Source organism: Streptomyces sp. NPDC017095 (assembly GCF_044332325.1).
In the GTDB taxonomy this organism is placed as follows: Bacteria; Actinomycetota; Actinomycetes; order Streptomycetales; family Streptomycetaceae; genus Streptomyces.
This window is the reverse complement of the sequence record NZ_JBIROU010000012.1, coordinates 65,078-89,301: the sequence shown is the minus strand read 5'-3', so window position 1 is coordinate 89,301 and position 24,224 is coordinate 65,078. Positions and strand designations below refer to the sequence as shown.

The following is a 24,224-nucleotide window of genomic DNA, read 5'->3' as shown; positions in this document are numbered from 1 at the left end:
GGATCAGGCGCCGTCGCCCGGTCGCAGCGGGCTCACCCGGGGCACGGACGCCTTGCCCGTGTTGGACACCTCGCCGCCGCTCCAGCGGACCCGGATCGCGGCCGTCTCGTCGGGCGGCGTGACGAGGACCGAGGCCGGTGTCACGGTGGTGACGCCGGTGATCGCCGGATTGGCGTACGTCAGCGCCGACCAGGCGTGGCCCCCGGGAGACAGCGTCACGGTGCTTGCCGCCTCGCCGGTGGCCCGCTCGGGATCCGGGGTGACCGCCTGGCCCGCGCCGTCGACGAACGCCACGCCGGGGAAGCCGTGCACCGTGCAGGTACGGCCGGAGGTGTTGGCCAGGACGAGGGCGAAGTTCGCCTGGCCGGCGCCCGGGTGGTCGGCTCCGACGGACGCCTTCAGTTCCGCGGTGTGGCAGCGGCGTCCCGTCGTCGGTACGGCGGTCCCCGATGACGCGGTGCCGGCGCCGGGCGACGGTGGCGGCGCGGCGTCCGTCCCGTCGGCCGGGCCGGAGGTGCCGGTGCCGGAAGCTCCCCCGGCGGTGGCGGCCGCCGGTGCCGACGGTGCGGGCCCGCTCGGGCCGGGGTGCGCGGTGCCGTCCGTGCTGCCGCCCCCGCAACCGGCCAGCACGGCGCAGCAGAGGAGGGCTCCGGGCAGGAGGAAGCGGTGGGTCACGTCTCTTCCCCTGCTCACCGGCGCCGCAGCAGGTACGTGTCCGGTGCCGTGTCGGGCTGTGTCATCGAGTCGTCCTCTCGTGGGATGGGGCCGCCGCCCCGGGTGGGCGGCGGGGGCCGGCCTACTCGCCCGGGACGATCCGGGCGGCCAGGAGGTTGGGGTCGTCGTCGGTGAAGTAGGCGCCGCTGGCGATGTACGCGGTGGTGCCCCGTACGGCGAGCGAGGTCGGGTTCTCCAGCCCGTCGGCGCCGGTGAGCACGGTCCGGTGCCGGCCGCCGGACTCCACCAGCGCGACGTCGTTGTCCGCGTTGATCGCGGCCAGGAGCGTGTCGCCGCGGCCGGTGAACGCGAAGTCGTCGATGCCGGCCAGACCCGTGGCCCGGGTCTCGACGGCGCCGGCCGTTCCGTGCCGGGTGACCGGGATGCGGAGCACGGTGCCCCGGTCCAGGTTGGACACCCAGACCGCGCCGTGGTGGACCTTGATGCCGTTGGCCCCGAGGAAGCCGCCGGCGGCCAGCGCGGGCGCGGTGGCCCAGCGGGTGGGCGTGCCCCCGGTGACGGGCACCCGCCAGACGGTGCCGAGGACCGAGTCGGCGACGTACAGCCGGTGTTCGTGCCGGTCGAGGGCCAGGCCGTTGGGCAGGCCGTCGGCCGGGAGCACGGCGATGCGCTGCGGGGTGCCACCGGGGCGCAGGCGCCACAGGCCGGTCAGATCGCTGCTCCCGGTGGCGTACAGGAAGTACAGCGTCCCGTCGTGGGCGCGGACGATGCCGCCGAGGAAGGGGGACGACAGGACGGGGGTGGCGGAGCCGGCCGGCGGTGCGGGCAGGGTGGCCAGGACGCGCACCCGGCCCTCGGGGCCGATGCGGGCGACCTGGCGGCTGTAGGCGAAGGTGACGACGGCGCCGCCGCCGGGTTCCAAGGTGATGTTCTCCGGACGCTGACCGGCGGCGATGTCCAGGTGGGCCACGAAGCGCACGTCCGGCCGGGGGCCGGCGGCCGCCGGGGTCGCGGGGCCGGCCGCCGTCACGGCGAAGGCCGCCGCCACGGCGGAGGCGAGGACGCCGGTGCGCGTCCTGGTGAGGAATGGGGGCATGCGGGCTGTGCCTTCTTTCTTCGGGTCGTTCTTCGGCTCGTTCTTCGCACCGCACGGAGATGAGGACCGCCGCCGGGTGCCGGGGCGGTCCGTGCAGCCGTCGCGGTCAGGGCCGGTGACCGGACCGGACGGAGCGGACGGCGCTCAGGATCAGGTCGGTGACCGCCCCGGGGTCGCTCACGGACACCGCGTGCGGGGCGCGGACGGCGACGGTGCGGGCACGGGCGCGCTCGGCCATCCACCGCTCCGCGGCCGGCGGGATGTTGCGGTCCTCGGTCGCCACGAGGTACCAGCTGGGGATCGTCTTCCAGGCGGCGGCGGTGGCGGGCTCCTGGAGCGCGGCGAGGGTGATCGGCCGCTGTCCCGCGGCCATGACCTGGACGGTCCGGACGGGCACACCGGCCGCGAACTGCTCGCGGAAGAGGTGTCTGGCGATGACCAGTTCCTCGCCCTCTCCGCCGCCGGGCAGCGGGTAGCGCTGGGTGACGGTGGCCTGTCCGAGGGTGCTGCCGGGGAACCGGTCGGTGAGCTGGAGCGCGCTCTCGCCGACCTCGGGCACGAAGGCGGCGACGTAGACCAGGCCCTTGACCCGCGGGGCGCCGGCCGCGGCCTGGCTGATGACCGCTCCGCCGTAGGAGTGGCCCACCAGCACGACCGGACCGGTGACGCTGTCCAGCACGCTGCGGATGTAGGCGGCGTCGCTCGCCAGTCCGCGCAGCGGCAGGGCGGGGGCCAGCACGCGGTGGCCGTGCCGGTGCAGGCGTGCGACCACGCCGCTCCAGCTCGAGGCGTCGGCGAAGGCGCCGTGGACGAGGACGACGGTGGGTGTCTCCGAGTGGCCGTGCGGGCCGCCCGGGCGGTCTGCCGCCGCTGCGGGCACGGAGTACGCGGGGCCCGCGGTGCCCAGCGCGGCGGCGCCGGCCAGGAGGGACGCGGTCACGGTACGACGTGAGATCGGTGCGTTCATCGTTCGCTCTCTGCGGAGGGAGGGGGCCGTTCCCGGACGGCCGGGTGGACGGGCGTGGCCGGCAGCGGGTCTCAGGCGGAGGTGGCCCGGACGGCTTCCTCGATCAGCTCGACGACCCGCTCGGGGTGGGAGAGCATCACCAGGTGGGAGGAGTCGACCTCGACGGTGGTCATACCGGCCCGCTGGTAGCCGTAGCGCTCCACGTCCGGGTTGATGGTGTGGTCGGAGGAGGCGACCAGACCCCACGAGGGCTTGGTCTTCCAGGCGGCGGCCGGTGCGGCGTCGGCGAACGCCTGGGCGGCGAGCGGGCGCTGGGAGACGGCGAGGACCTCGGCGCGGCGGACGTCGACGTCGGCGGCGAAGATCGCCGGGAAGCGGTCCGGCCGGACGGACACGTCGGTGCCGGTCTCGTCCGGGCCGTCGAGAGGGAAGGGCGTGTAGACGAGTGCGGCGGCGAGGTCGGAGTCCGGGAAACGGCCCTGGAGCTCGCCGAGGCTCTCGCCCTGCTCCAGCGCGTAACCCGCCAGGTAGACCAGCGCCTGCACGTTGTCCTCGGTGCCGGCGACCGTGATGACGGCACCGCCGTAGGAGTGGCCCACCAGGACGACGGGGCCCGGTATCTGCCGGACGACCGAGGCGACGTACGCGGCGTCTCCGATCAGGCTGCGGTTGGGGACGGCCGGGGCGACCACGTCCAGACCGCGGGCGAGGAGCCGGGGGATCACCTCGGCGTAGCTGGAGGCGTCGGCGAACGCGCCGTGGACGAGGACGACGGTCGGCTGGGGGGAACGGGACATGGGGGTACTTCCTTACGGGTGTCGTGGTGGGTACGCGGGACGGGTGTCGTGGTGGGTACGCGGGACGGGTGTCGTGGTGGGTGCGCGGGACGGTCCGCCGGTCCGGCGGCGGGTCGCGGTGCGCGGGATGCCGTCACCGCCGGCTGGTAGGCGACTCCAGGAACGGCGGGCGAGGTGTCCTTGCCCGTCCGTGCCGCGCCGGCGGCCTGTCCGTGCAGCGGCGGGGTACGGGTCGGCGGGACGCCGGGAGCGGCGCCGGGGCCGTGGGTCCGCTCAGGGACGCGGTACGTTGCGGAGGTTGGCCCGGGCCAGGTCGATCATGCGTCCGACGCCGCCGGTGAGGACGGTGCGGCTCGCCGACAGCGCGAAGCCGGTGACCTGCCCGGTGGTGATCTTCGGCGGGATGGCGAGGGCGTTGGGGTCGGTGACCACGTCGACCAGGGCCGGCCCGTCGTGGGCGAACGCCTCGCGCAGGGCTTCGCGCACCTGGGCGGGCTTCTCGACCCGGATGCCGTGTGCGCCGGCCGCGGTGGCGATGGCGGCGAAGTCGGTGTGCGGGTAGCCGGTGCCGTGCGGCGGCAGTCCGTCGACCATCATCTCCAGGTCGACCATGCCCAGCGAGGAGTTGTTGAAGACGACGACCTTGACCGGCAGGCCGTGCTGGACCAGCGTCAGGAAGTCGCCCATCAGCATCGAGAAGCCGCCGTCGCCGGAGAGCGAGACGACCTGGCGCGAGCGGTCCAGGAACTGCGCGCCGATGGCCTGCGGCAGCGCGTTGGCCATGGAGCCGTGCACGAAGGAGCCGAGGATGCGGCGCCGGCCGTTCGGCGTCAGATAGCGGGCCGCCCAGACGCAGCACATACCGGTGTCCACGGTGAACACCGCGTCGTCTGCGGCCTCCTCGTCGAGCACGGACGCCACGTACTCGGGATGGATCGGGGTGTGGCGGCCGGCGTCGCGGGTGTAGGCGCCGACGGCGCCCTCCAGGGCGCGGACGTGCCGGTGCAGCATGCGGTCGAGGAACCGGCGGGACGGCTTCTCCCGCACGGCGGGTGTCAGGCACCGGAGCGTCTCGCGGACGTCTCCCCACACGGCGAGGTCGAGCTGCGTGCGCCGTCCCAGCCGCTCGGGCTGCACGTCGACCTGTACGGTCCGCACCCGGCGGGGCAGGAAGTCCGTGTACGGGAAGTCCGTGCCGAGGAGCAGCAGCAGGTCGCACTCGTGCATCGCCTCGTAGGCGGCGCCGTACCCCAGCAGGCCGGACATGCCGACGTCGAAAGGGTTGTCGTACTGGATGTGTTCCTTGCCGCGCAGCGTGTGGCCCACGGGGGCCTTCACCTTCTCGGCGAACGCCATCACCTCCGCGTGGGCCCCTTCGACGCCCCGGCCGCAGAAGACCGTCACCTTCTCGGCGGCATCCACCAGCTCGGCCAGCCGGGCCAGTTCCCCGTCGCCCGGGCGGACCGCCGGCCGGTCCAGCGGCGTGGCGAGTTCCGCCCGGTCGGCCGGGGAGTCCTGGGCCGCCACGTCGCCGGGCAGGGTCACCACGGACACTCCGCGCCGGCCGACCGCGTGCTGGATCGCGGTCTGCACCACCCGCGGCATCTGCCGGGGCGAGGAGATCAGCTCCGAGTAGTGACTGCACTCCTCGAACAGCCGGTCGGGATGGGTCTCCTGGAAGTAGCCGGTGCCGATCTCGCCGCTCGGTATCTGCGCGGCCAGGGCGAGGACCGGTGCCATCGAGCGGTGCGCGTCGAACAGGCCGTTGATCAGGTGCAGGTTGCCCGGCCCGCACGACCCGGCGCACGCGGCGAGCCTGCCGGTGAGCTGGGCTTCGGCACCGGCGGCGAAGGCCGCGGCCTCCTCGTGCCGGACCTGGATCCACTCCAGGCGGTCGTGCCGTCTGACCGCGTCGACGACGGGGTTCAGGCTGTCGCCGACCACCCCGTACATGCGGCGCACGCCGGCGCGTGCCAGGAGGTCGACATACTGCTCGGCGACGGACTGTCCGGCCATGGTGCTCCTCTGGTGGTCGCTCACGGGGGCCGCGGCCAGGCTAGGAAGGCGCCGGGCGGGCCGGTTGCTCCTGTGTGCACCGTGCGGAGCCCGTCAGCGCACCGCTCACGGCCGGGCGGACCCGGGGTGAGGGCGCGCGGAACGGCGGGCGGCCCGCGTGGCGTGTCCGGCCGCGTGGTCAGCCCGCGGCACCGGACCCGTCCGCAGGCGCGAGGAGTACGGCCGTACGGCTGTTGTGGACGACGGAGTCGGTGACCCGGGGGCTGACGAGCGCCTGGAGCAGGCCGCGGTGATGGGGGCCGAGGACCAGCAGGTCGGCCTGCCGCTCCTCGGCGACGGCGGAGATGGTGGTGGCTATCTGGGTCGTCAGGGCGTTGGCGATGAGGCCCTCGGCCTCGACGCCCGTGTCCCGCAGCGAGGTGACGGCCTCGTCGAGGACGGCCTTGGCCTGCGCGTCGTCCTCCAGGGAGACGATGGTGGCGAGCGTCGCGGTGGACGCGGCGACGTGCAGGACGCCGACCGCGGCCCCGGTCAGCCGGGCCATGTCACCGGCCAGGCGGACGGCGGAGTGGCGGGCGGGACTGGAATCGACGGCGACGAGAATGCTGCGGAACATGGCGTGGGTGTCCTTTACGCGTGGGTGTCGAGGCGCCCGTCGAACGCGGGGCCTCACGGACGCGATCAAGCATCCCCCCGGCCGCCGGGTGCTCCCGCTCCGTTCGGCGTGGATCCGCCCAACCGTGCTCCCGGGGACAACGGTCCGTGCGCTGCGGGACAAGCTCTCCCGGTCACCCGTTCCTAGGTTCGTGACGAGTGAATGACACATCCGCACTGTTTCGGGGGCCGCCCATGGAACAACGTCCCAGCACGGTCAGGTGCGCGGTGACGGCACAGGTCAGCGTGCTGAAGGGATCGTCCCTGCCGCTGCCGGCCGAGCTGCACTACGGGACCGCCGACCCCTACGCCGTACGGCTCTCCCTCGGTTCGTCGACCGGGCCGCCCGTCACCTGGGTGTTCGCCCGGGAGCTGCTCGACGAGGGGATGAGGCGGCCCGTCGGCCCCGGGGCCGTCCTGGTCGTGCCCCGGTACTGCCACCGTCCCCGCTCCGTGCGCGTCGTGCTCAGCGACGACATCGGTGCGGCACTGGTCGAGCTGCCGGCCGCGGAGGTGGCCGCGTTCCTGCGGCAGACCTTCGCCCTGGTGCCCGCCGGCACCGAGAGCGACCACCTGGACCTCGACGGCGCCCTCGCCGAACTCATCGGGAGAAGCGGCTGACGCGGCGCCGACCCGCTGCGCCGCGACGGTCGCCCCCGTCCGCCGCAGGTGGCGGCCCGGACCGGGCCGTCCCACGGGTCACATCCGTCCCGTCTGTCACCGCGCCGCAGGGGTAGACGGCCGTGGTGACTACTCCCTCCGTGAAGACGTCCGGCGGCGCGCCGCAGGGCGCGACCACCTCGCTCAAGAAGGCGCTCACCACGCCTCTGCTCTACTTCTTCATCCTCGGTGACGTGCTGGGCGCGGGCGTCTACGTCCTCGTCGGCCAGATCGCCGCGGAGTCGGGCGGCGCCGTGTGGGTGCCCCTGCTCCTGGCCCTGCTGCTGTCGCTCCTGACGGCCGCCTCGTACGCCGAGCTCGCCACCAAGTACCCGAGGGCGGGCGGCGCCTCCCACTACGCGACCCTCGCGTACGGCCCGTTCACCGGTTTCCTCGCCGGATTCTGCATGCTCGCCGCGGGCATCGTGTCCGTGGCGGCGCTGGCGCGGGGCTTCGCCGGCGACTACCTGACCGCCTTCGTCAGCCTGCCCGTCGTCCTGGTGGCGGCCGTCTTCCTGTGCGCCCTGGCCCTCCTGAACGCCCGGGGCATCAGCGAGTCCACCCGCGCCAACGTGGCGGCGACGGTCGTCGAGGTGGGCGGTCTCCTGCTCATCGTCGGCCTGGGGGCGTGGCTGTTCCTGCGCGGCGACGGCGACCCCGGCAGACTCGTCCGGCTCGGCACCCCCGACACCGGTGCCGCCGCCGGCGTCCTGGGCGGCACGGTGCTCGCGTACTACTCCTTCGTCGGCTTCGAGACCTCCGTCAACGTCGCCGAGGAGACCCGCGACCCGCGCCGCTCGTATCCCCGCGCCCTCTTCGGCGCCCTGGTGACGGCGGGAGCCGTCTACGTCCTCGTCGGCATCGTCGCCTCGGCCGCCGTCCCCACCGGGCGGCTGGCCGGTTCCAGCGGTCCGCTGCTCGAAGTGGTGAAGGCGGCGGGCGGCGTGCCGCCGAAGCTGTTCAGCGCCATCGCCCTCGTCGCCGTCGCCAACGGCGCGCTGCTCACCGGCATCATGAGTTCCCGGCTGGCCTACGGCATGGCGCGCGACGGCCTCCTCCCCCGCTTCCTGACCCGGGTGCTCCCCGGGCGCCGTACGCCGTGGGCCTCGATCGCGGCCACGACCGTCCTGTCCTTCCTGCTGGCGCTCACCGGAGACGTGGCGAGCCTCGCCTCCACCCTCGTGCTGCTGCTCCTCGTGGTGTTCTTCCTCGTCAACACCGCGGTCCTCGTCCAGCGGCGCGACCGCCCGGAGCGGCCCCACTTCCGGGCGTACACCGCCGTCCCCGTCCTGGGCGCGCTCTCCTGCGTGGTGCTCGCGACGCAGGTCGAGGCCGAGGTCTGGACCCGCGGGCTGATCGTCATCGCGGTCGGCGTGGTCCTGGGGGCCGTCACCACGCTGCGGCGCCGCCGGGCCGGGTCCTGAGGGCCGCGGCCGTGGAGCCGCGCACCACCAGTTCCGGCATGAACACGAACTCGCTGTGCGGTGCGGGCGTCCCGCCGATCTCCTCCAGCAGGGTGCGCACCGCGGCCTGGCCCATGGCCGGTACCGGCTTGCGGATCGTCGTCAGGGGCGGGTCGGTGAAGGCGATCAGGGGCGAGTCGTCGAACCCGACGACGGAGAAGTCCCGGGGGACCTCCAGGCCTCGCCGGCGGGCCGCCCGGATCGCGCCGAGCGCCATCATGTCGCTGGCGCAGACCACCGCCGTGCAGTCCCTGTCGATGAGGGCCGTCGCGGCGGCCTGGCCGCCCTCCAGGCTGTAGAGGGAGTGCTGGATCAGCTCGGACTCGATGACGCCCATGGGCAGGTCCAGGTGGGCCTGCATGGCCCGGACGAACCCGTCGGCCTTGCGCTGGACCGGGACGAAGCGCCGGGGGCCCACCGCCAGCCCGATGCGGGTGTGTCCCAGGGACGTCAGGTGGGCCACCGCCAGCGTCATCGCCGCCCGGTCGTCGGGCGAGATGAACGGCGCCTCCACCTTCGAGGAGAAGCCGTCCACCAGGACGAACGGCACCCCTTGGGCGCGCAGGCGACCATACCGCGCCATGTCGGCGGTGGTGTCCGCGTGCAGCCCGGAGACGTAGATGACGCCGGCCACCGCCCGGTCCACCAGCATCTCGGTGAGTTCGTCCTCCGTCGACCCGCCGGGGGTCTGCGTGGCGAGCACCGGGGTGTAGCCCTGCCGGGTCAGCGCCTGCCCGATGACCTGGGCGAGCGCCGGGAAGATGGGGTTGTCCAGCTCCGGGGTGATCAGCCCCACCAGTCCCTCGCTGCGCTGCCTCAACCGTAAGGGGCGCTCGTACCCCAGCACGTCCAGGGCGGCCAGGACGGACTGCCGGGTGTGGGAGGCGACACTCGGCTTCCCGTTGAGGACGCGGCTGACGGTGGCCTCGCTCACCCCCGCCTGGGCCGCGATGTCGGCGAGCCGGATGGTCACCGGCACGGTCTGTACCGGACGCACGTCAGACTGCCCACCAGACGGCGGACTCCGCCGGCAGCGCCGTGGTGCCGGCACCCGGTTCGACGTCGGCGCTCGCCAGCAGCAGCGTGCCGGGCGTGGGCAGGGCGACGGGGGCGGCGGTGAGGTTGACCGTGCAGACGAAGGAGCCGTTCCCGCTGTCCCGGCGGAACGCCAGCACGCCTTCCGGGCTGTCCAGCCAGGTGATCTGGTGGCCCGCGCCCAGCGCCGGGTGCGCGCGGCGGACGGCGAGCGCGCTGCGGTAGAACTCCAGGGTGGAGGCCGGGTCGCCGTGCTGCGCCTCGACGGTCAGGTGGGCCCAGTCCGCGGGCTGGGGCAGCCAGGTCTGCCCGCCCTCGGCGCTGCCGAAGCCGTACGGGGGTGCGACGCCGGACCACGGCAGGGGCACCCGGCAGCCGTCGCGGGTGCCGTCCTGGCCGGTGTTGCGGAAGAACGCGGGGTCCTGCCGCACCTCGTCGGGCAGGTCGACCACCTCGGGCAGGCCGAGTTCCTCGCCCTGGTAGAGGTAGGCCGAGCCCGGCAGGGCCAGCATCAGCAGGGTCGCCGCCCGGGCCCGGCGCAGACCGCGCTCCGGGTCGCCCTCGGCGAGCCGCGTGGAGTGGCGGACCACGTCGTGGTTGGACAGCACCCAGGTCGCCGGCGCGTGCACGGCGTTCACGGCGCGCAGCGAGCGGTCGATGACCTCGCGCAGTTCCGTCGCGTTCCAGGCGGTGCCGAGGAAGTCGAAGTTGAACGCCTGGTGGAGTTCGTCGGGACGCAGGTACAGGGCGCTGCGCTCCACGGTCGGCGTCCAGGCCTCGGCGACGGCGATGCGCTCGCCCGCGTACTCGTCGAGGATGCGGCGCCAGCCGCGGTAGATGTCGTGGACGCCGTCCTGGTCGAAGTAGGGCACGGCCTGCGCGCCCAGCAGCCGGACCTGTCCGGTGTGGCCGACGTCCGGCAGCCCGGCGGCCTTGACCAGGCCGTGCGCCACGTCGACGCGGAAGCCGTCGACGCCCAGGTCCAGCCAGAACCGCAGGATGGAGCGGAACTCGTCGTGGACGGCGGGGTGCTCCCAGTTGAAGTCGGGCTGCTCGGGCGCGAAGAGGTGCAGGTACCACTCGCCCGGGGTGCCGTCCGGTTCGGTGACCCGGGTCCAGGCGGGGCCGCCGAAGATGGACTCCCAGTCGTTGGGCGGCAGTTCGCCGCCGGCACCGTTGCCCGGGCGGAAGTGGAAGCGGTCCCGCAGCGGGGAGCCCGGGCCTTCGCGCAGCGCCTGCTTGAACCACTCGTGCTGGTCGGAGCAGTGGTTGGGCACCAGGTCGACGATGATGCGCAGGCCCAGTGCGTGCGCGTCGCGCACCAGGTCGTCGGCGTCGGCGAGCGTGCCGAACATCGGGTCCACGGCGCGGTAGTCGGCCACGTCGTAGCCGCCGTCCGCCTGCGGGGAGGCGTAGAACGGCGAGAGCCAGACGGCGTCGACGCCGAGTTCCTTCAGGTAGGGCAGGCGGGCGCGGATGCCGGGCAGGTCGCCGGTCCCGTCGCCGTTGCTGTCGGCGAAGCTGCGCGGGTACACCTGGTAGATGACGGCGTCGCGCCACCACTCGCGGTGCCCGGGGGCGGCGGTGGGGGCTTCGCTGGGAACGGTGTCGGTGACGTGCTGGGTCATGGTTTCCCTCCCTTGGGGGGCGGCGGGCAGGACGGCGGCGGCGCCCGCCCGGTCGGCGGGAGCCGGTCGTGCGTGGGCGAGGGCCGGTCAGGACTTCGTGCCGCCGGCCGTCAGCCCGGAGACGAGGCTGCGCTGCACCAGCATGAAGACGAGGGCGGCGGGGAGGGTGATGATGATGGCGGTGGCCGAGGTCCACGCCCAGTCGGGCCGCTGGTCCTGGGCGAAGGTGCGGATGCCGACGGCGAGCGTGTAGTGGTCGGACTGCATGAACTGGGTGGCGTAGGCGACCTCGCCCCAGGCGGTGAGGAAGCTGTAGAAGGCCGTCACCGCCAGGCCCGGCCTGGCCAGCGGCACGATCAGCCGCCAGAAGGTGCCGAGGGGGGTGAGGCCGTCCACCCGGCCCGCCTCGTCTATCTCCTTCGGGATGGTGTCGAAGTAGCCCTTCATCATCCAGGCGCAGAAGGGCACCGCGGTGGTCGCGTAGGCCAGGATCAGTCCGAGGTAGTTGTCGAGCAGGTGCAGTTCGGACATGAGCAGGTACAGCGGCACGATCAGGACGATGCTGGGGAACATCTGGGTGACCAGGAAGGTCCACATCAGCTGCCGGCTGCCCGGGAACCGCATCCGGGACACGGCGTAGCCCGCGGTCGCCGCGAGGAAGACGCCCAGCGCGGTGGTGCCGGCCGCCACGATGACCGTGTTCAGGAACCACTGCATCAGGTCCGAGTGCGCCAGCACGTCGGCGTAGTTGTGCAGGCTGAGGTTCTTCAGCACCTCGCCCGGCTGCTGCCAGGCGTTCTTCGGGCCCAGGGAGATGAACAGGATCCACACCACGGGAAAGGCCGCGATCACGGTGGCGAGGATCAGCGTGCCGTGCAGGACGACGGAGGCCCCCACGCCGCGTTCCTCCCGGCCGCGCACCCTGCGGGTGGGTGCGGGGGCGGGGACGGGACGCGGTGCCGTGTCGCGGGGCGCGGCCGCGGTCTCGGGCGTTGCTGCGGTCATGGCGATAACTCCTTTACGCCTGCTCGGACTTCAGGGTGCTGCGGCGGTAGAAGGTCGAGAAGGCCAGCAGGAGGGCGAGGATGATGATCCCGTAGGTGGCCGCTCCCGCGTAGTCCGAGATCCCGTTGAAGGCCTTGTGGAAGGCGAAGGTGACGAGGATGTCGGTGTCGCCGGTGGTGTTGTTGCCCAGCAGCAGGTAGATGACGTTGAACATGTTGAACGTCCAGATGCAGCCCAGCAGGACCACGGTGTTGGAGACCGGGCGCAGTCCGGGCAGCGTGACGTTGACGAAGCGCTGCCAGGGCGAGGCGCCGTCCATCTCGGCCGCCTCGTAGAGCTCCTTGGGGATCGACTGGAGTCCGCCGAGGAGGGCGACCATGTTGAAGGGGATGCCGATCCAGACGTTGACCATGATGACGGCGATCTTCTGGGCCAGGGGGGTGCCGAGCCAGTTCTGCGCGGGCAGGCCGACCGCCTGGATGATCTCGTTGAAGACGCCGTACTGGGAGTTGAGCATCAGCCGCCAGGCGAAGACGCCGATGAACGACGGGACGGCCCACGGCAGGATCAGCATCGCGCGGTAGAAGCCGCGCAGGCGCATCTTGCGGTTGAGCAGCACCGCGAGCGCCATGCCGAGACCGACCTGGAGGACGACGCAGGACACCGTCCACACGATCGTCCACAGCAGGCGCGGGTAGAAGTCGCCGTCCGCGCCCGACAGGACGTGCCAGTAGTTGTCCAGCCCGACGAAGTCGTAGGTGGCCGGGCGGTGGAAGGCACCGATGGTGGTCGCGACGTTCGACTCGTTGGCGTTGGTCAGCGACTGGTAGAAGCCGTAGCCCAGCGGATACAGCACCAGCAGGGTGATGACGAGGGCGACGGGGGCGACCATGGCCCAGGCGTACCAGTACTTGTCCCAGGAACGCCGGAGCGCCGAGACACGGGGGCGGGTCGGGGATTGGCGGCCGCGTGCCGTTTCGCCGGTCTTTCCGGTGTTCGATGCCATCGTCATACTCATCGGCTCTTTCGCGAACGAGGTCGGGTGGTTCCGCAGCCCCGGGGAGCCCCGGACGGGGCGTTAGCGGGGAATCTGGTCCCCGGGGCTGCGTGTCCTGCGGTGACCGGGGGCGGTGCCCGCCGGGTCAGCCGATGGAATAACCGGGCAGGAGGTTCTTGAACTCGTCGGCGGTGGCGTCGAGGCCGCCCTTGACCGACTCGTCGCCCTGGAGGATCTTCACGTAGTTCTGCGCGAGCGGGGTGAAGAGCGAACCGACCTGCGGGAGGGCCACGCGGGCGCGTGCCGTGTGCTCCAGGATCGGCTTGAAGCCGGCGATCTTGGCGTCCGCGGTGACCTCGCTGGTGTAGGCGGACTTGCGGGTCGGCAGGGTGCCGGTGCCCTCGGCGATGGCGATCTGGCTCTGCGTGGACGTCATGAACTGCGTGAACAGGTAGCTGGCGTCCATGTTGCTCGAACCCTGGTAGACCGCGAGGTTGTGGCCGCCGGTCGGGGCCTGGGCCTTGCCGCCGGCGCCGGCCGGGACGGCCGCGAAGCCGAGGTTGCCCTTGTCGTCCTTGAACGCCGGGCCGGTCAGGTCGTCGCCCACCGACCAGGGTCCCTGGACCAGCATGGCGACCTTCCCGTTCTTGAAGGCGGCCTGCATGTTCTGGTAGGCGTTCGCGTAGTCGACCTTCATCGACGCCTCGTCGTTGATCTTCTTGGCGACGGTGAGGGCCTTGACCGCGGCGTCGTTGTTGATGGTGATCTTCTTGGCCGACGGCTCGGCCAGGTCCGCGCCGTTGCTGTAGAGCAGCGGGAGCAGGAAGTAGGAGTCGGGGTTGAGGTACGTGCCGTAGGCCCCGGTCTTCCGCTTGATGGTCTTGGCGTCGGCGATGAACTCGTCCCAGGTCACGGGCGGCTTGGCGATGCCGGCCTGCTTCAGCAGCTTCTTGTTGTACAGCAGGCCCAGGGTGTCGGTGACCGACGGGACGCCGTAGGTCTTGCCCTGGTACTTGGCGGTGTTCAGCGGGACGGCGTTGTAGTCGGCGGTGTCCTGGAGGGCCGGGGTGCCGTCGAGCGGGGCGATGTAGCCCAGCGAGGCGTACTCCGCCATCAGGCCCACGTCGGTGCGCACGACGTCCGGGGCGCCCTTGCCGCTCTTGGCGGCCGACTTGAACTTCTGCTCGATGTCGGTGAACGGGACGTTCTGGTAATCGACCTTGATCTTGGGGTACTTGGTCTCGAACTTCTTGACCAGCGCCTTGTACGTCGGGGCTTCGGTCGCCGCGTCCGAGGTGTCCCAGTACGTGATCGTCCCGCTGATGTCCTTGGGGTCCTTCGGCTTGCCGGAAGCGTCACCATCCGAGCCGGAACAGGCGGAGGCGGTGAGTGCGACCACGGTGACTGCGGCGGCGATCGAAAGGCCACGTCGCATGTGAACTCCTTGAAGTGGATGCCCGGGTCATCCCTTGAGGGGACCGGGGTGCCGTCTGTCCCAATCGACGGCCGCCGGGCGCGACTTGAACATAACAAGGTTGCAATCCCTTGCGAAAGACATTGCAGGGAGATTTCCCCAAGATCCCGCGACCGTGACAACTTCGCGACCTACGGCGGAGGTTGTGCACCGGGACCACTCGGCGGCCCGTCTGTGCAGGTCAGCCGAGGCTCCAGCGCGCTCTACGGCATCTCCCGCCCCCTCTCGCGGCAGACACCCCTCCCTCCACCGGACCCGGACCCGAAGCGCCGGACCGCCACCGCCCGTATCGGCATTCGCATGATCTGACGTGTCGTCAGCTTTAGTAGTGAAGATTCTTGCTGGGGCTTTCAAGACCCTTGCTGTAACCGTCCCGGCGTGGATACGGTCGCGCCGGCGTCCCGGCGCCGAAGCCGCTCGCCGGCGCGCCGCCGGGCCCGCTCAAGCCATCCCTCGACGCGAGGAGTCGACACTCGTGACAGCCAACCGGCCGGCCCCAGTGCGGGGCGGCCTCCTCCGGTCCGTGCGCAGGAGAGGCATACGGCGGCGGGCGGCGGCGGTCACCGCCGTCCTGCTCGCCACCGCCGCCCTCCAGTCGCTCGCCGCGCCCGTCCGCGCGGCCGCCGATGCTCCCGGCGCGGCGGACACCGCCGCCGTGGACCTGACCACCTCCAAGGCGATCTGGATAGACCGGGACACCGTCGCCTGGAACGGCGTCGACGGCGCCGCCTCCACCCAGCTGCTGGCCTCCGAAGACGGTTCCCTCACCGTCCGGGACGGGACCCTGAGCGGCGACGACGAGCGCTGGATCAGGCTGGGGAGGACCGCGCTCACGGACGCCCAGAAGGCCAGGTTCCCGCACCTGGAGGACTACACCGCCTGGTCGGTGGACCCGCGGGACCGGGACCGGGTGCGCGCCGCGCTCCGGGGCCAGCTCGTGGCCGCGCAGCGGGCGGCGGACGGAACGGTGCTGGCCGCGACCGGGGTGCAGACCGCCGGTGTGCTCGACGACCTCTACCGTGGCGCGGCCAAGGCGGAGCTGGGCCCGGTCTTCCACCACGGCCGGCCCGCCCTGAACGTGTGGGCGCCGACCGCGCAGAGCGTCTCACTGGAGCTGGACGGCTCCACCGTGGCCATGCGCCGCGACGACGCCACCGGTGTCTGGTCCGTGACGGGCCCGGCGTCCTGGACGGGCAAGTCCTACCGGTACGTGGTGAAGGTGTGGGCGCCGAGCGTGCGCGAGGTCGTCACCAACAAGGTCACCGACCCCTACTCCGTCGCCCTCACCGCGGACTCCGGGCGCAGTCTGGTCGTGGACCTGGACGATCCGTCCCTGGCGCCTGCCGGGTGGGCGGGGCTGCGCAAGCCCCGGGCCGTCGCGCTCAGGGACGCGCAGATCCAGGAGCTGCACGTGCGGGACTTCTCGGTGGAGGACCGCACCTCCCGGCATCCGGGCACCTATCTGGCGTTCACCGACAAGGACAGTGACGGCTCCCGGCACCTGCGGCGACTGGCGCGGGCGGGCACGTCGTACGTGCATCTGCTGCCCGTCTTCGACATCGCCGGGATCCCCGAGCGCGCGGCGGACCAGGCGGTCCCGGCGTGTGCTCTGCCGTCCTACCCGGCCGACTCCGGCCGGCAGCAGGAGTGCGTGGCGAAGACCGCCGCGCAGGACGCCTACAACTGGGGTTACGAGCCGTACCACTTCACCGTGCCCGAGGGCTCCTACGCCACCGACCCGGACGGCACCGCCCGCACGGTGGAGTTCCGGCGGATGGTGCAGGCTCTCAACCAGGACGGTCTGCGGGTCGTCATGGACGTCGTCTACAACCACACCGCCGCCGCGGGCCAGGCCGGCACCAGCGTCCTGGACCGGATCGTGCCCGGCTACTACCAACGCCTGCTGGCCGACGGCTCGGTCGCCAACAGCACCTGCTGCGCCAACACCGCGACCGAGAACACGATGATGGGCAAACTGGTCGTGGACTCCGTCGTCACCTGGGCGCGGCAGTACAAGGTCGACGGATTCCGCTTCGACCTCATGGGCCACCAGCCCAAGGCCAACCTCCTCGCCGTCCGCCAAGCCCTGGACGCCCTCACTCCCGCGAAGGACGACGTGGACGGCAAGAAGATCATCCTGTACGGGGAGGGCTGGAATTTCGGCGAGGTCGCCGACAACGCCCGCTTCACCCAGGCCACGCAGGCGAACATGGCCGGCACCGGCATCGCCACCTTCTCCGACCGCGCCCGCGACGCCGTGCGCGGCGGCAGCCCCTTCGACGCCGATCCCCGCGTCCAGGGCTTCGGCTCCGGCCTCTACACCGACCCCAACACCTCCCCCGCCAACGGCACGACGGAGGAACAGAAGGCCCGGCTCCTGCACTACCAGGACCTCGTCAAGGTCGGCCTGACCGGCAGTCTGAAGGACTTCACCTTCACCGACACCAGCGGCGAACGGGTCAGCGGCGCCGGCGTCGACTACAACGGCGCGCCCGCCGGTTACGCCGACGCGCCCGGTGACGCCCTCGCCTACGCCGACGCCCACGACAACGAGTCCCTCTTCGACGCCCTGGCCTACAAGCTGCCCGCCGGCACCTCCCCCGCCGACCGGGCCCGGATGCAGGTCCTCGCCATGGCCACGGCCACCCTCTCCCAAGGTCCGGCGCTCTCCCAGGCGGGCACCGACCTGCTGCGCTCGAAGTCCCTGGACCGCAACTCCTTCGACAGCGGCGACTGGTTCAACGCCATCCACTGGAACTGCGCCGACGGCAACGGCTTCGGACGCGGACTGCCCCCCGCGGCCGACAACCAGTCCAAGTGGCAGTACGCCAAGGCGCTGCTGACCACCGTCAGGGCCGGCTGTCCCCAGATCACCGCCGCCTCCGCCGCCTACCGCGACCTGCTGCGCATCCGCACCACCGAGGACACGTTCTCCCTCCGCACCGCCGCCCAGGTGCAGGACCGCCTGTCCTTCCCGCTGTCCGGCACCCACGAGACCCCGGGCGTCGTCACCATGGCCCTCGGCGATCTGGTCGTCGTCTTCAACGCCACCCCGCAGCGGCAGCGGCAGCGGATCGGCCGGCTCGCCGGGACCTCGTACCACCTGCACCCGGTGCAGGCCGCCGGTGCGGACCCGGTGGTGAAGACCTCCCACTACGAGCGGCGGACCGGCACCTTCACGGTGCCGGCCCGTACGGTCGCGGTGTTCCGCTCCTGAACCCGCCCCCCCTCCTCACGGGACCGAGAGGTCTCCGGCCGGCGGGTGTCTCCCAGCGGTACGGGAGGCACCCGCCGGCCGGCGTGTGAGGGGAGCGGTGTCAGGAGACGGCGACCGAGGTGGCGGCCAGCAGCGCGCCGTTGGCGGCCCGTTGCGTGGCGATGAGCTGGGCGCGCAGTGCGGCCGGGACGCGGTCGCGGTCGCGGGCGTCGACCCGGAAGGCCGGGGCGTCCGCCAGCTCCGGGTGTGCCTTCTTCTGCGCGTCGGTCAGTGCGGCCGGGACCAGACGCAGCCAGTGGCCCTCGTCGGACAGCGCGCCGTCCTTAACGGTGATGCCTCCGTGCGGGGAGTACACCAGTTGCTGGCTGGTGGAGTCCGTGACCTTCACCGGCCACACCACCGTGTCCGCGTCGATCCAGCGGGCCTTCGCCGCGCCGAGGTCCAGGTCGGGGGCCGCGCCCACGGTCGGCAGCAGGTAGTCGTCGTCACCGCCGACCAGCCAGACCTCCTTGCCGTAGGTGCCGAAGTCCAGCGACCGGTCGGCGCTGATGTCCTTCTGGTCGCCCTTGTGGACGATGTAGCTGAGCGAGGTCGCGCCCTGGGCGAGAGGAACCTCGAAGGTCACGCCGAAGGAGTCCCGGCCGGCCGGTGTGAGCGGGGTCGTCCAGTCGGTGGGCCGGGCGGCACCGGTCCAGGTGTGCAGGCCCCAGCCGTCGTAGTCGCCGTCGGCCCGGTGGTAGTGGATCACGGCCTTGCCGGGGTCGAGGGGCGGGTAGGCGCCCGCCGGTGCCGTGTCCGAGGCGGTGTCCTCGCCCTGCCGGAGCCAGACCTCGCCCGTCCGGTCCAGGTCGATGGTGCGCTGGGGGCCGTCCGCGGTGCCGTTCCCGGTGACCGTGTACGTCAGGCTCTTCACGCCGTCCTGGGGCCTGACCCAGGCGAAGGCGCCGTAGGCGTCGCGTCCGGTGAACGCGGCCGACTGCCCGGCGGCGTCCAGCGTCCAGCCGGTGTAGTCGCCGTCCGGGCGCAGGTAGTGCACGACGGCGTAGTCGCGGTGCACGGCGCTCGGCGGCTGCGGCGCCGGCGGCCGGCCCGCCGTGGTCGTGGCGAGGTCACCGTCGGTGCGGCCCGCCAGGTCGACGGCCACGGCCTTGTACGCCAGCGGGGTGCCCTCGCGCACCGTGCCGGGCAGGTGCTGGGTGACCTTGTAGGGGGCGTGGTCGGCGGTGCCGAGCGTGTGCCAGGCGCCGTTGCCGGTCCGGGCGGCGAAGACGACCCGGTTCAGGCCGCCGCCGCTCACGTCGGCGCTGACGTCGACGTCGCCGGTCGCGCCCGGTGCCGGGGCGTGCAGCGTGAGGGAGGGCGGGGTGGCCGGGGTGGCGAGCGGCTTCGCCGCCTTCAGGACCACGGCCGACAGCGCGGGGACGGTGACGGTCACCCGGGTGTCGGCGCCGCTGGTCACCGTGGCGGTGGTGCCGTACAGGCCCCGGTAGGCCAGCCCGGCCGACCCGGTGGGCACCCGCACGGTCTTGGCCTCGGCGGCGTTGTTGAAGGCGATCAGGTAGTCGGCGCGGCGGCGCACGTCCGTCCGTGAGAACGCGTACACGGAGCCCTCGGCGTAGCGCTCGGTCTGGACGCCGTCGCGCAGGGCGGGGTGCTGCCGGGTGAGCCGGGAGAGCGTGGCTATCGCGCGGTACAGCGGGTGGGAGGTGTCGTACGCGTCGGAGGCGGCCGTCCGGTCGGTGCCGATCTCGTCGTCGTCCAGGTAGTCCGGCACCTTCGAGGCGAACATCGTCTGCCGGGCGTCCTTGTCGCCGCCGGCGCCGGTGAAGCCCTGCTCGTCACCGGCGTAGACGACCGGGTTGCCCCGGGAGAGGAACATCAGCTCGTGGGCGAAGCGGTCCCGGCGCAGCAGACCGGCGTCGCCCGCGCCGGGGTTGTCCTTCAGCAGGAACCCGCCGATGCGGCCCATGTCGTGGTTGCCGAGGAAGGTCACCTGTTCGTAGGCGTTCGCCTTGTCGGTGGTGTAGCGGTAGTCCTGCGCGAAGACGTCGGCGAGCCGGTCGGCGCCGCGGCCCTGGGAGGCGTATTGCCGGATCGCGTCCTGGAGCGGGAAGTCCAGGGTCGCGTCGAGGCGGCCCCGGCGGACGTACGGCGAGGTGACGGACGGGTCGGAGGAGAGTGTCTCGCCGAAGATGAAGAAGTTCTCGCGGCCCTTCTTCGCGGCGTAGGCGTCGAGGGCCGTCGCCCACCGCGTCCAGAAGGGCAGGTCGACGTTGCGGACGGTGTCGACGCGGAAGCCGTCGACACGGAAGTCCCGGACCCACTTCTCGTAGATCTCCTCCATGCCGTGCACGACTTCGGGGCGCTCGGTCCACAGGTCGTCCAGGCCGGTGTGGTCGCCGTAGAGGCCGCTCTCGCCGACGAAGGTGGAGTCACCGCGGTTGTGGTACATCGTCGGGTCGTTCAGCCACGCGGGGGCCTTGGCGTTGCGTTCGGCCGGGCTGGTCACCGGGGTGTAGGGCAGGCCGCGTGCGTCGATCCTGCGCATGCCTGCGGCGTCGTCGAAGGGGCGGCCTTCGGTGTCCAGGTAGGGGTAGGCGCCCTTGCTGCGGTACGCGGTCGTCTTCTCGGCGTTCGTGAGGGTGTCGGCGGTGTGGTTGGTGATGACGTCGAAGAAGACCTTCATGCCCTTGGCGTGGGCCTTGCGGATGAGTTCCGCGAGGTCGGCGTCGGTGCCGAAGTGGGGGTCGACGTGGGTGAAGTCGGTGATCCAGTAGCCGTGGTAGCCGGCGCTCTCGCCGTTGCCCTGCACCGGCTTGTTCTTGAAGATCGGGGCCAGCCAGACCGCGGTGGTGCCGAGTCCCTTGATGTAGTCCAGCTTGTTGATCAGGCCCTTGAGGTCCCCGCCCTGGTAGAACCCCTTGTCGGTGGGGTCGTACCCGGTGCTGGTGCGGTCCCCGGGCAGGCCGCCCCGGTCGTTGGCGGCGGAGCCGTTGGCGAAGCGGTCCGGCAGGAGGAAGTAGAACTGCTCCCGGGTCAGGTCGTGCCGTGCCGCCACCGCGGCGAGCCGGCGGTCCGACGGCGGCGCGGAGTGCCGGGCGGTCGCGCTCGCCGGCTGGGCGGCGTGCAGGGCCGTGGCGAGGAGGGCGGCGGCGACGGCCGCGGTGGCGGCGCGGGGCGCGGCGGCCGGGCGGCCGCGGCGCGGGAGGCGGGCCGGTCGTCCGCCGGGGTTGCCTCTGCCGGTGGGTGAAGGGGTCACGGTGCGGCTCGTTCCTTTCGGTCGGTGCGGGTGCGGTTCAAGGCTGGACGGGGTGCACGGCGGTGGCGCCGAGCAGGGCCCCGTCCGCCCCGCGCTGGGTGGCGATCACCTGGCGGCTCGTCCGGGCCTCGGCGATGCGGTCGCGGTCGCGCGGGTCGACGGTGAAGACCTGGTGGTGGGCGAACTCCGGGTGGGCGGCCCGCTGGTCCCCGGTCAGCTCGGAGGGGTTCAGGCGCAGCCAGCGGCCCTCGTCGGACAAGGCGCCGTCCCGGAGGGTGATGCCGCCGTCCGGCGCGTACACGAGCTGCTGGCTGGCGACTCCGGTCCCGGTGCCCGGCCAGACGACGGTGGTGTCGTCGAGCCAGGTCGCGGCCGAGGTCCCCAGGTCCAGGCCGAACGCGCCGCCGAGGGACGGGGCGAGGTAGGCGGGATCGCCGGCCACGCGCCACACCTCGTGCCCGTAGAGGGAGAAGTCCAGGGTCTCGTCGGTGGGGACGTCCTTGTCCTCCTTCTTGTGCAGGAGGTAGCTGAGCGAGTCGGTGTGGCCGGTCAGCGGGACTTCGAAGACGAGACCGAAGGAGTCCCGGCGCACCGGGCGCACGGGGTCGTTCCACTCCGGCGGGTTCGCCGCTCCGGTCCAGGCGTGCAGTCCCCAGCCGTCGTAGTCGCCGTCGGGGCGGTGGTAGTGGATGACCGCCTTCGCCGGGTCCTGCGCGGGGTAGTCGGCCGCCGGTCGGGTCCGCGTCACGGTGTCGCTGTGCTGCTCCGTCCACACCTCGGGCGCGGCGGCGAAGTCGAGGGTGCGTGCGGGGCCGTCGGGGGTGCCGTCCTTCTCGACGGTGAAGGGCACGTCGGTGCTGCCCGGGGGCGGGCTGAACCACGCGAAGGCTCCGTAGGCGTCCCGGCCGGTGAACTCTGCGGTGCCGCCGTCCGCCGTCCGCAGCCGCAGGCCGTCGTAGTCGCCGTCGGGGCGCCGGTAGTGGACGACGGCCCGGTGGCGTGCCGCGGTCGGTTTCCCGGCCGCCGGCGCGTGGCCGGCGACGGTGGCGGCGAGGTCGCCCGCGGTCCGGCCGGCGCTGTCGACGGCGACCGCCTTGTACCGCAGGGGCGTGCCGGCCGGGATGTCCCCGGTGATGGTCTGGGTGACCCGGTAGGGGGCGTGGTCGGCGGTGCCGAGGGGCTTCCAGGGGCCGTCGCCCGCCTGTGCGGCGAAGACGACCCGCTCGGGTCCGCCGCCGCTGACGTCGGCGGAGATCTCCACGGTCCCGTAGGCGCCCGCGGCCGGCGGGCGGAGGGTGAGGGAGGGCGCGGCCGCCGGCGGGGCGGGCGGACGGGCCGCCTCGTACACCACCGCGGACAGGGCCGGGACGGTGAGGGTGAGCGCGCCGGTGGTGTCGCTCCGGGGGTGGCCCGTGGTGCCGTACAGCGCCCTGAAGCCCGTGCGCGGCGAGCCGGTGGGCACGGTGACCGTCCGGTCCGCGGTGGCGTTGTTGAAGGCGACCAGGTAGTCCCGGCCCCGTCGGACGTCGGTGCGGGAGAAGGCGTACACGGAGCCCTGCGAGAGGCGTTCGGTCTGTACGCCGTCGCGCAGCGCGGGGTGGTGCCGGGTCAGCGCGGACAGGCGCGCGATCGCCCGGTAGAGGGGGTGGGCGGTGTCGTAGGCGTCGGAGGCCGCCGTCCGGGCGGTGCCGATCTCGTCGTCGTCCAGGTAGTCGGGGACGTGGGAGGCGAACAGGGTCTGGCGGGCGTCGACGTCGCCGCCGGCGCCGGTGAATCCCTGCTCGTCGCCCGAGTAGACCACCGGGTTGCCGCGCGAGAGGAACATCAGCTCGTGGGCCAGGCGGTCGCGGCGCAGCAGTTCGGCGTCGTCCGCGCCGGGGTTGTCCTGGGCGAGGAAGGTGCCGATGCGGCCCATGTCGTGGCTGCCGAGGAAGGTGACCTCGCTGTAGGCGTTGGTCTTGTCGGTGCTGTAGCGGTAGTCCTGGGCGAAGACGTGGGCGAGGTCGTCGGCGGGACCGCCGCGGGAGGCGAAGTTGCGGGCGGCGGCCTGGAAGGGGAAGTCGAGGGTCGAGTCGAGCCGGCCCTGGGTGACGTAGGGGGCGGTGACGGCCGCGTCGGCCGAGAACGCCTCGGCGAAGAGGAAGAAGTCCCGGTGTCCGTGGCGGGCCGCGTACCGGTCGAGCGCGGTGGCCCACTGGGTCCAGAAGGGCATGTCGACGTTCTTGGCGGTGTCGACGCGGAAACCGTCCACGCCGAAGTCGTCGACCCACTTCTCGTAGATCTCCTCCATGCCGTGCACGACCTCGGGCCGCTCGGTCCACAGGTCGTCCATGCCCATGAAGTCGCCGTCCAGGGCGCTCTCCCCGGCGAAGGTGGAGTTGCCCCGGTTGTGGTACATGGCCGGGTCGTTGAGCCACTCGGGTACCTTGCGGTCCCGCGGGTCGGCGGAGACGCGCGGGGTGTAGGGGGCGCCGTCCGCGTCCACGGGGCGCATGCCGGCGCTGTCGTCGAACGGGCGGCCCTCGGTGTCGAGGTAGGGGTAGGCGCCCTTGCCGCGGTAGCCGTAGCGCGCCTCGGCGTAGTCGACGGTGTCCGCGGTGTGGTTGGTGATGACGTCGAAGAAGACCTTCATCCCCTTGGCGTGCGCCTTGCCGATCAGCTCCGACAGGTCGGCGTCGGTGCCGAAGTGGGGGTCGACGCGGGTGAAGTCGGTGATGGCGTAGCCGTGGTAGTTCGCGGTGGCCCTGCCGTCGCGGACCGTCACGGGTTTGTTCCGGAACACGGGGGCGAGCCAGATGGCCGTGGTGCCGAGACCCTTGATGTAGTCGAGGTGGTCGATGACGCCCCGGAGGTCGCCGCCCTGGAAGAAGTCCTTGTCGGTGGGGTCGTACCCGGTGCTGGTGCGGTCGCCGGTCAGGCCGCCCCGGTCGTTGGCGGCGGAGCCGTCGGCGAAGCGGTCGGGCAGCAGCAGGTAGAACTGCTCCCGGCTCGCGGCCGGCCGGTCGGGTTGCCCGGCGAGCCAGGCGTCCGACGGCGGCGGGGGCGGCCCCGCCACGGCCGACGCCCGGGGCGTCAGCGGTGGCAGGGCCGCCGTCAGCAGGGCGACGGCCAGGGTGGTTGCGTAGTGTCGGGGTCTGCCGGCCACGGGAGCCTCTCCTTGAGAGCTGGGTGACGGGCAAGGACGGGACCCCGCCGGACGGGCGGGGCCGCGGGCCGCCCGGCACCGGGGAAGGGGCCGGGCGGTCCGCCGGGGCGGTCGCGGTGTGCCGTGGGCGGACGCC

General features: G+C 72.7%; 14 protein-coding genes and 2 pseudogenes. 3 read left to right on the top strand and 13 right to left on the bottom strand.

Annotation, left to right across the window (positions count from 1 at the left end):
* Positions 1-3: 3 nt before the first annotated feature.
* From ACH4OA_RS23835 to ACH4OA_RS23810, 6 genes are all read right to left on the bottom strand, one after another.
* Positions 4-675: a DUF4232 domain-containing protein gene (locus tag ACH4OA_RS23835; RefSeq protein ID WP_397970691.1), complete on the bottom strand. Its 672-nt coding sequence runs from the start codon at positions 673-675 to the stop codon at positions 4-6.
* Positions 676-796: 121 nt separating this feature from the next.
* The gene (locus ACH4OA_RS23830) at positions 797-1,771 is read right to left on the bottom strand and encodes an SMP-30/gluconolactonase/LRE family protein (RefSeq protein ID WP_397970689.1); all 975 of its coding nucleotides are present in this window, start codon (positions 1,769-1,771) and stop codon (positions 797-799) included.
* Positions 1,772-1,877: 106 nt separating this feature from the next.
* On the bottom strand, positions 1,878-2,738 hold the full coding sequence (locus ACH4OA_RS23825; protein WP_397970687.1) for an alpha/beta fold hydrolase: 861 nt from the start codon (positions 2,736-2,738) through the stop codon (positions 1,878-1,880).
* A 71-nt stretch (positions 2,739-2,809) separates the two neighbouring features.
* Positions 2,810-3,535 carry an alpha/beta hydrolase gene (locus ACH4OA_RS23820; protein ID WP_365879066.1) on the bottom strand — a complete coding sequence of 242 codons (726 nt, stop codon included), beginning with the start codon at positions 3,533-3,535 and terminating at the stop codon, positions 2,810-2,812.
* A gap of 273 nt (positions 3,536-3,808) precedes the next feature.
* A complete protein-coding gene (locus ACH4OA_RS23815; RefSeq protein WP_397970685.1) occupies positions 3,809-5,551 on the bottom strand; it encodes a pyruvate dehydrogenase in 1,743 nt (580 codons plus the stop codon).
* 178 nt (positions 5,552-5,729) lie between these two features.
* Positions 5,730-6,167: a universal stress protein gene (locus ACH4OA_RS23810; RefSeq protein ID WP_397970683.1), complete on the bottom strand. Its 438-nt coding sequence runs from the start codon at positions 6,165-6,167 to the stop codon at positions 5,730-5,732.
* Positions 6,168-6,400: 233 nt separating this feature from the next.
* Here ACH4OA_RS23810 and ACH4OA_RS23805 point away from each other — a divergent pair, with 233 nt between their 5' ends.
* Both ACH4OA_RS23805 and ACH4OA_RS23800 read left to right on the top strand, forming a co-directional pair.
* Entirely contained in the window at positions 6,401-6,826 is a 426-nt protein-coding gene (locus ACH4OA_RS23805; RefSeq protein WP_397970681.1) for an SsgA family sporulation/cell division regulator, read from the top strand.
* A gap of 125 nt (positions 6,827-6,951) precedes the next feature.
* Entirely contained in the window at positions 6,952-8,289 is a 1,338-nt protein-coding gene (locus ACH4OA_RS23800) for an APC family permease (protein ID WP_397970679.1), read from the top strand.
* Here ACH4OA_RS23800 and ACH4OA_RS23795 read toward each other — a convergent pair.
* The 5 genes from ACH4OA_RS23795 to ACH4OA_RS23775 form a co-directional block, all read right to left on the bottom strand.
* Positions 8,255-9,301 (bottom strand): LacI family DNA-binding transcriptional regulator, encoded by a 1,047-nt coding sequence (locus tag ACH4OA_RS23795; RefSeq protein ID WP_365879084.1) that lies wholly within the window; start codon positions 9,299-9,301, stop codon positions 8,255-8,257. The genes ACH4OA_RS23800 and ACH4OA_RS23795 overlap by 35 nt on opposite strands.
* Positions 9,302-9,326: 25 nt before the next feature.
* Positions 9,327-10,991 (bottom strand): glycoside hydrolase family 13 protein, encoded by a 1,665-nt coding sequence (locus ACH4OA_RS23790; protein ID WP_397970677.1) that lies wholly within the window; start codon positions 10,989-10,991, stop codon positions 9,327-9,329.
* 87 nt (positions 10,992-11,078) lie between these two features.
* Positions 11,079-11,996, bottom strand: coding sequence for an ABC transporter permease subunit (locus ACH4OA_RS23785; RefSeq protein WP_365879078.1), 918 nt, complete (start codon positions 11,994-11,996; stop codon positions 11,079-11,081).
* A 13-nt stretch (positions 11,997-12,009) separates the two neighbouring features.
* Entirely contained in the window at positions 12,010-13,008 is a 999-nt protein-coding gene (locus ACH4OA_RS23780) for a sugar ABC transporter permease (RefSeq protein ID WP_365879080.1), read from the bottom strand.
* Positions 13,009-13,138: 130 nt separating this feature from the next.
* Entirely contained in the window at positions 13,139-14,428 is a 1,290-nt protein-coding gene (locus ACH4OA_RS23775) for an extracellular solute-binding protein (protein WP_365879082.1), read from the bottom strand.
* A 562-nt stretch (positions 14,429-14,990) separates the two neighbouring features.
* Here ACH4OA_RS23775 and pulA point away from each other — a divergent pair.
* Positions 14,991-17,684 (top strand): pullulanase-type alpha-1,6-glucosidase, encoded by a 2,694-nt coding sequence (pulA, locus tag ACH4OA_RS23770; RefSeq protein ID WP_397970675.1) that lies wholly within the window; start codon positions 14,991-14,993, stop codon positions 17,682-17,684.
* Positions 17,685-17,796: 112 nt separating this feature from the next.
* Here pulA and ACH4OA_RS23765 read toward each other — a convergent pair.
* Positions 17,797-20,814: pseudogene (locus ACH4OA_RS23765) on the bottom strand (alpha-amylase family glycosyl hydrolase); the annotation flags it as partial.
* Between the two features lie 184 nt (positions 20,815-20,998).
* Positions 20,999-24,088 (bottom strand): annotated as a pseudogene (locus ACH4OA_RS23760) (alpha-amylase family glycosyl hydrolase); the annotation flags it as partial.
* Positions 24,089-24,224 lie beyond the last annotated feature (136 nt).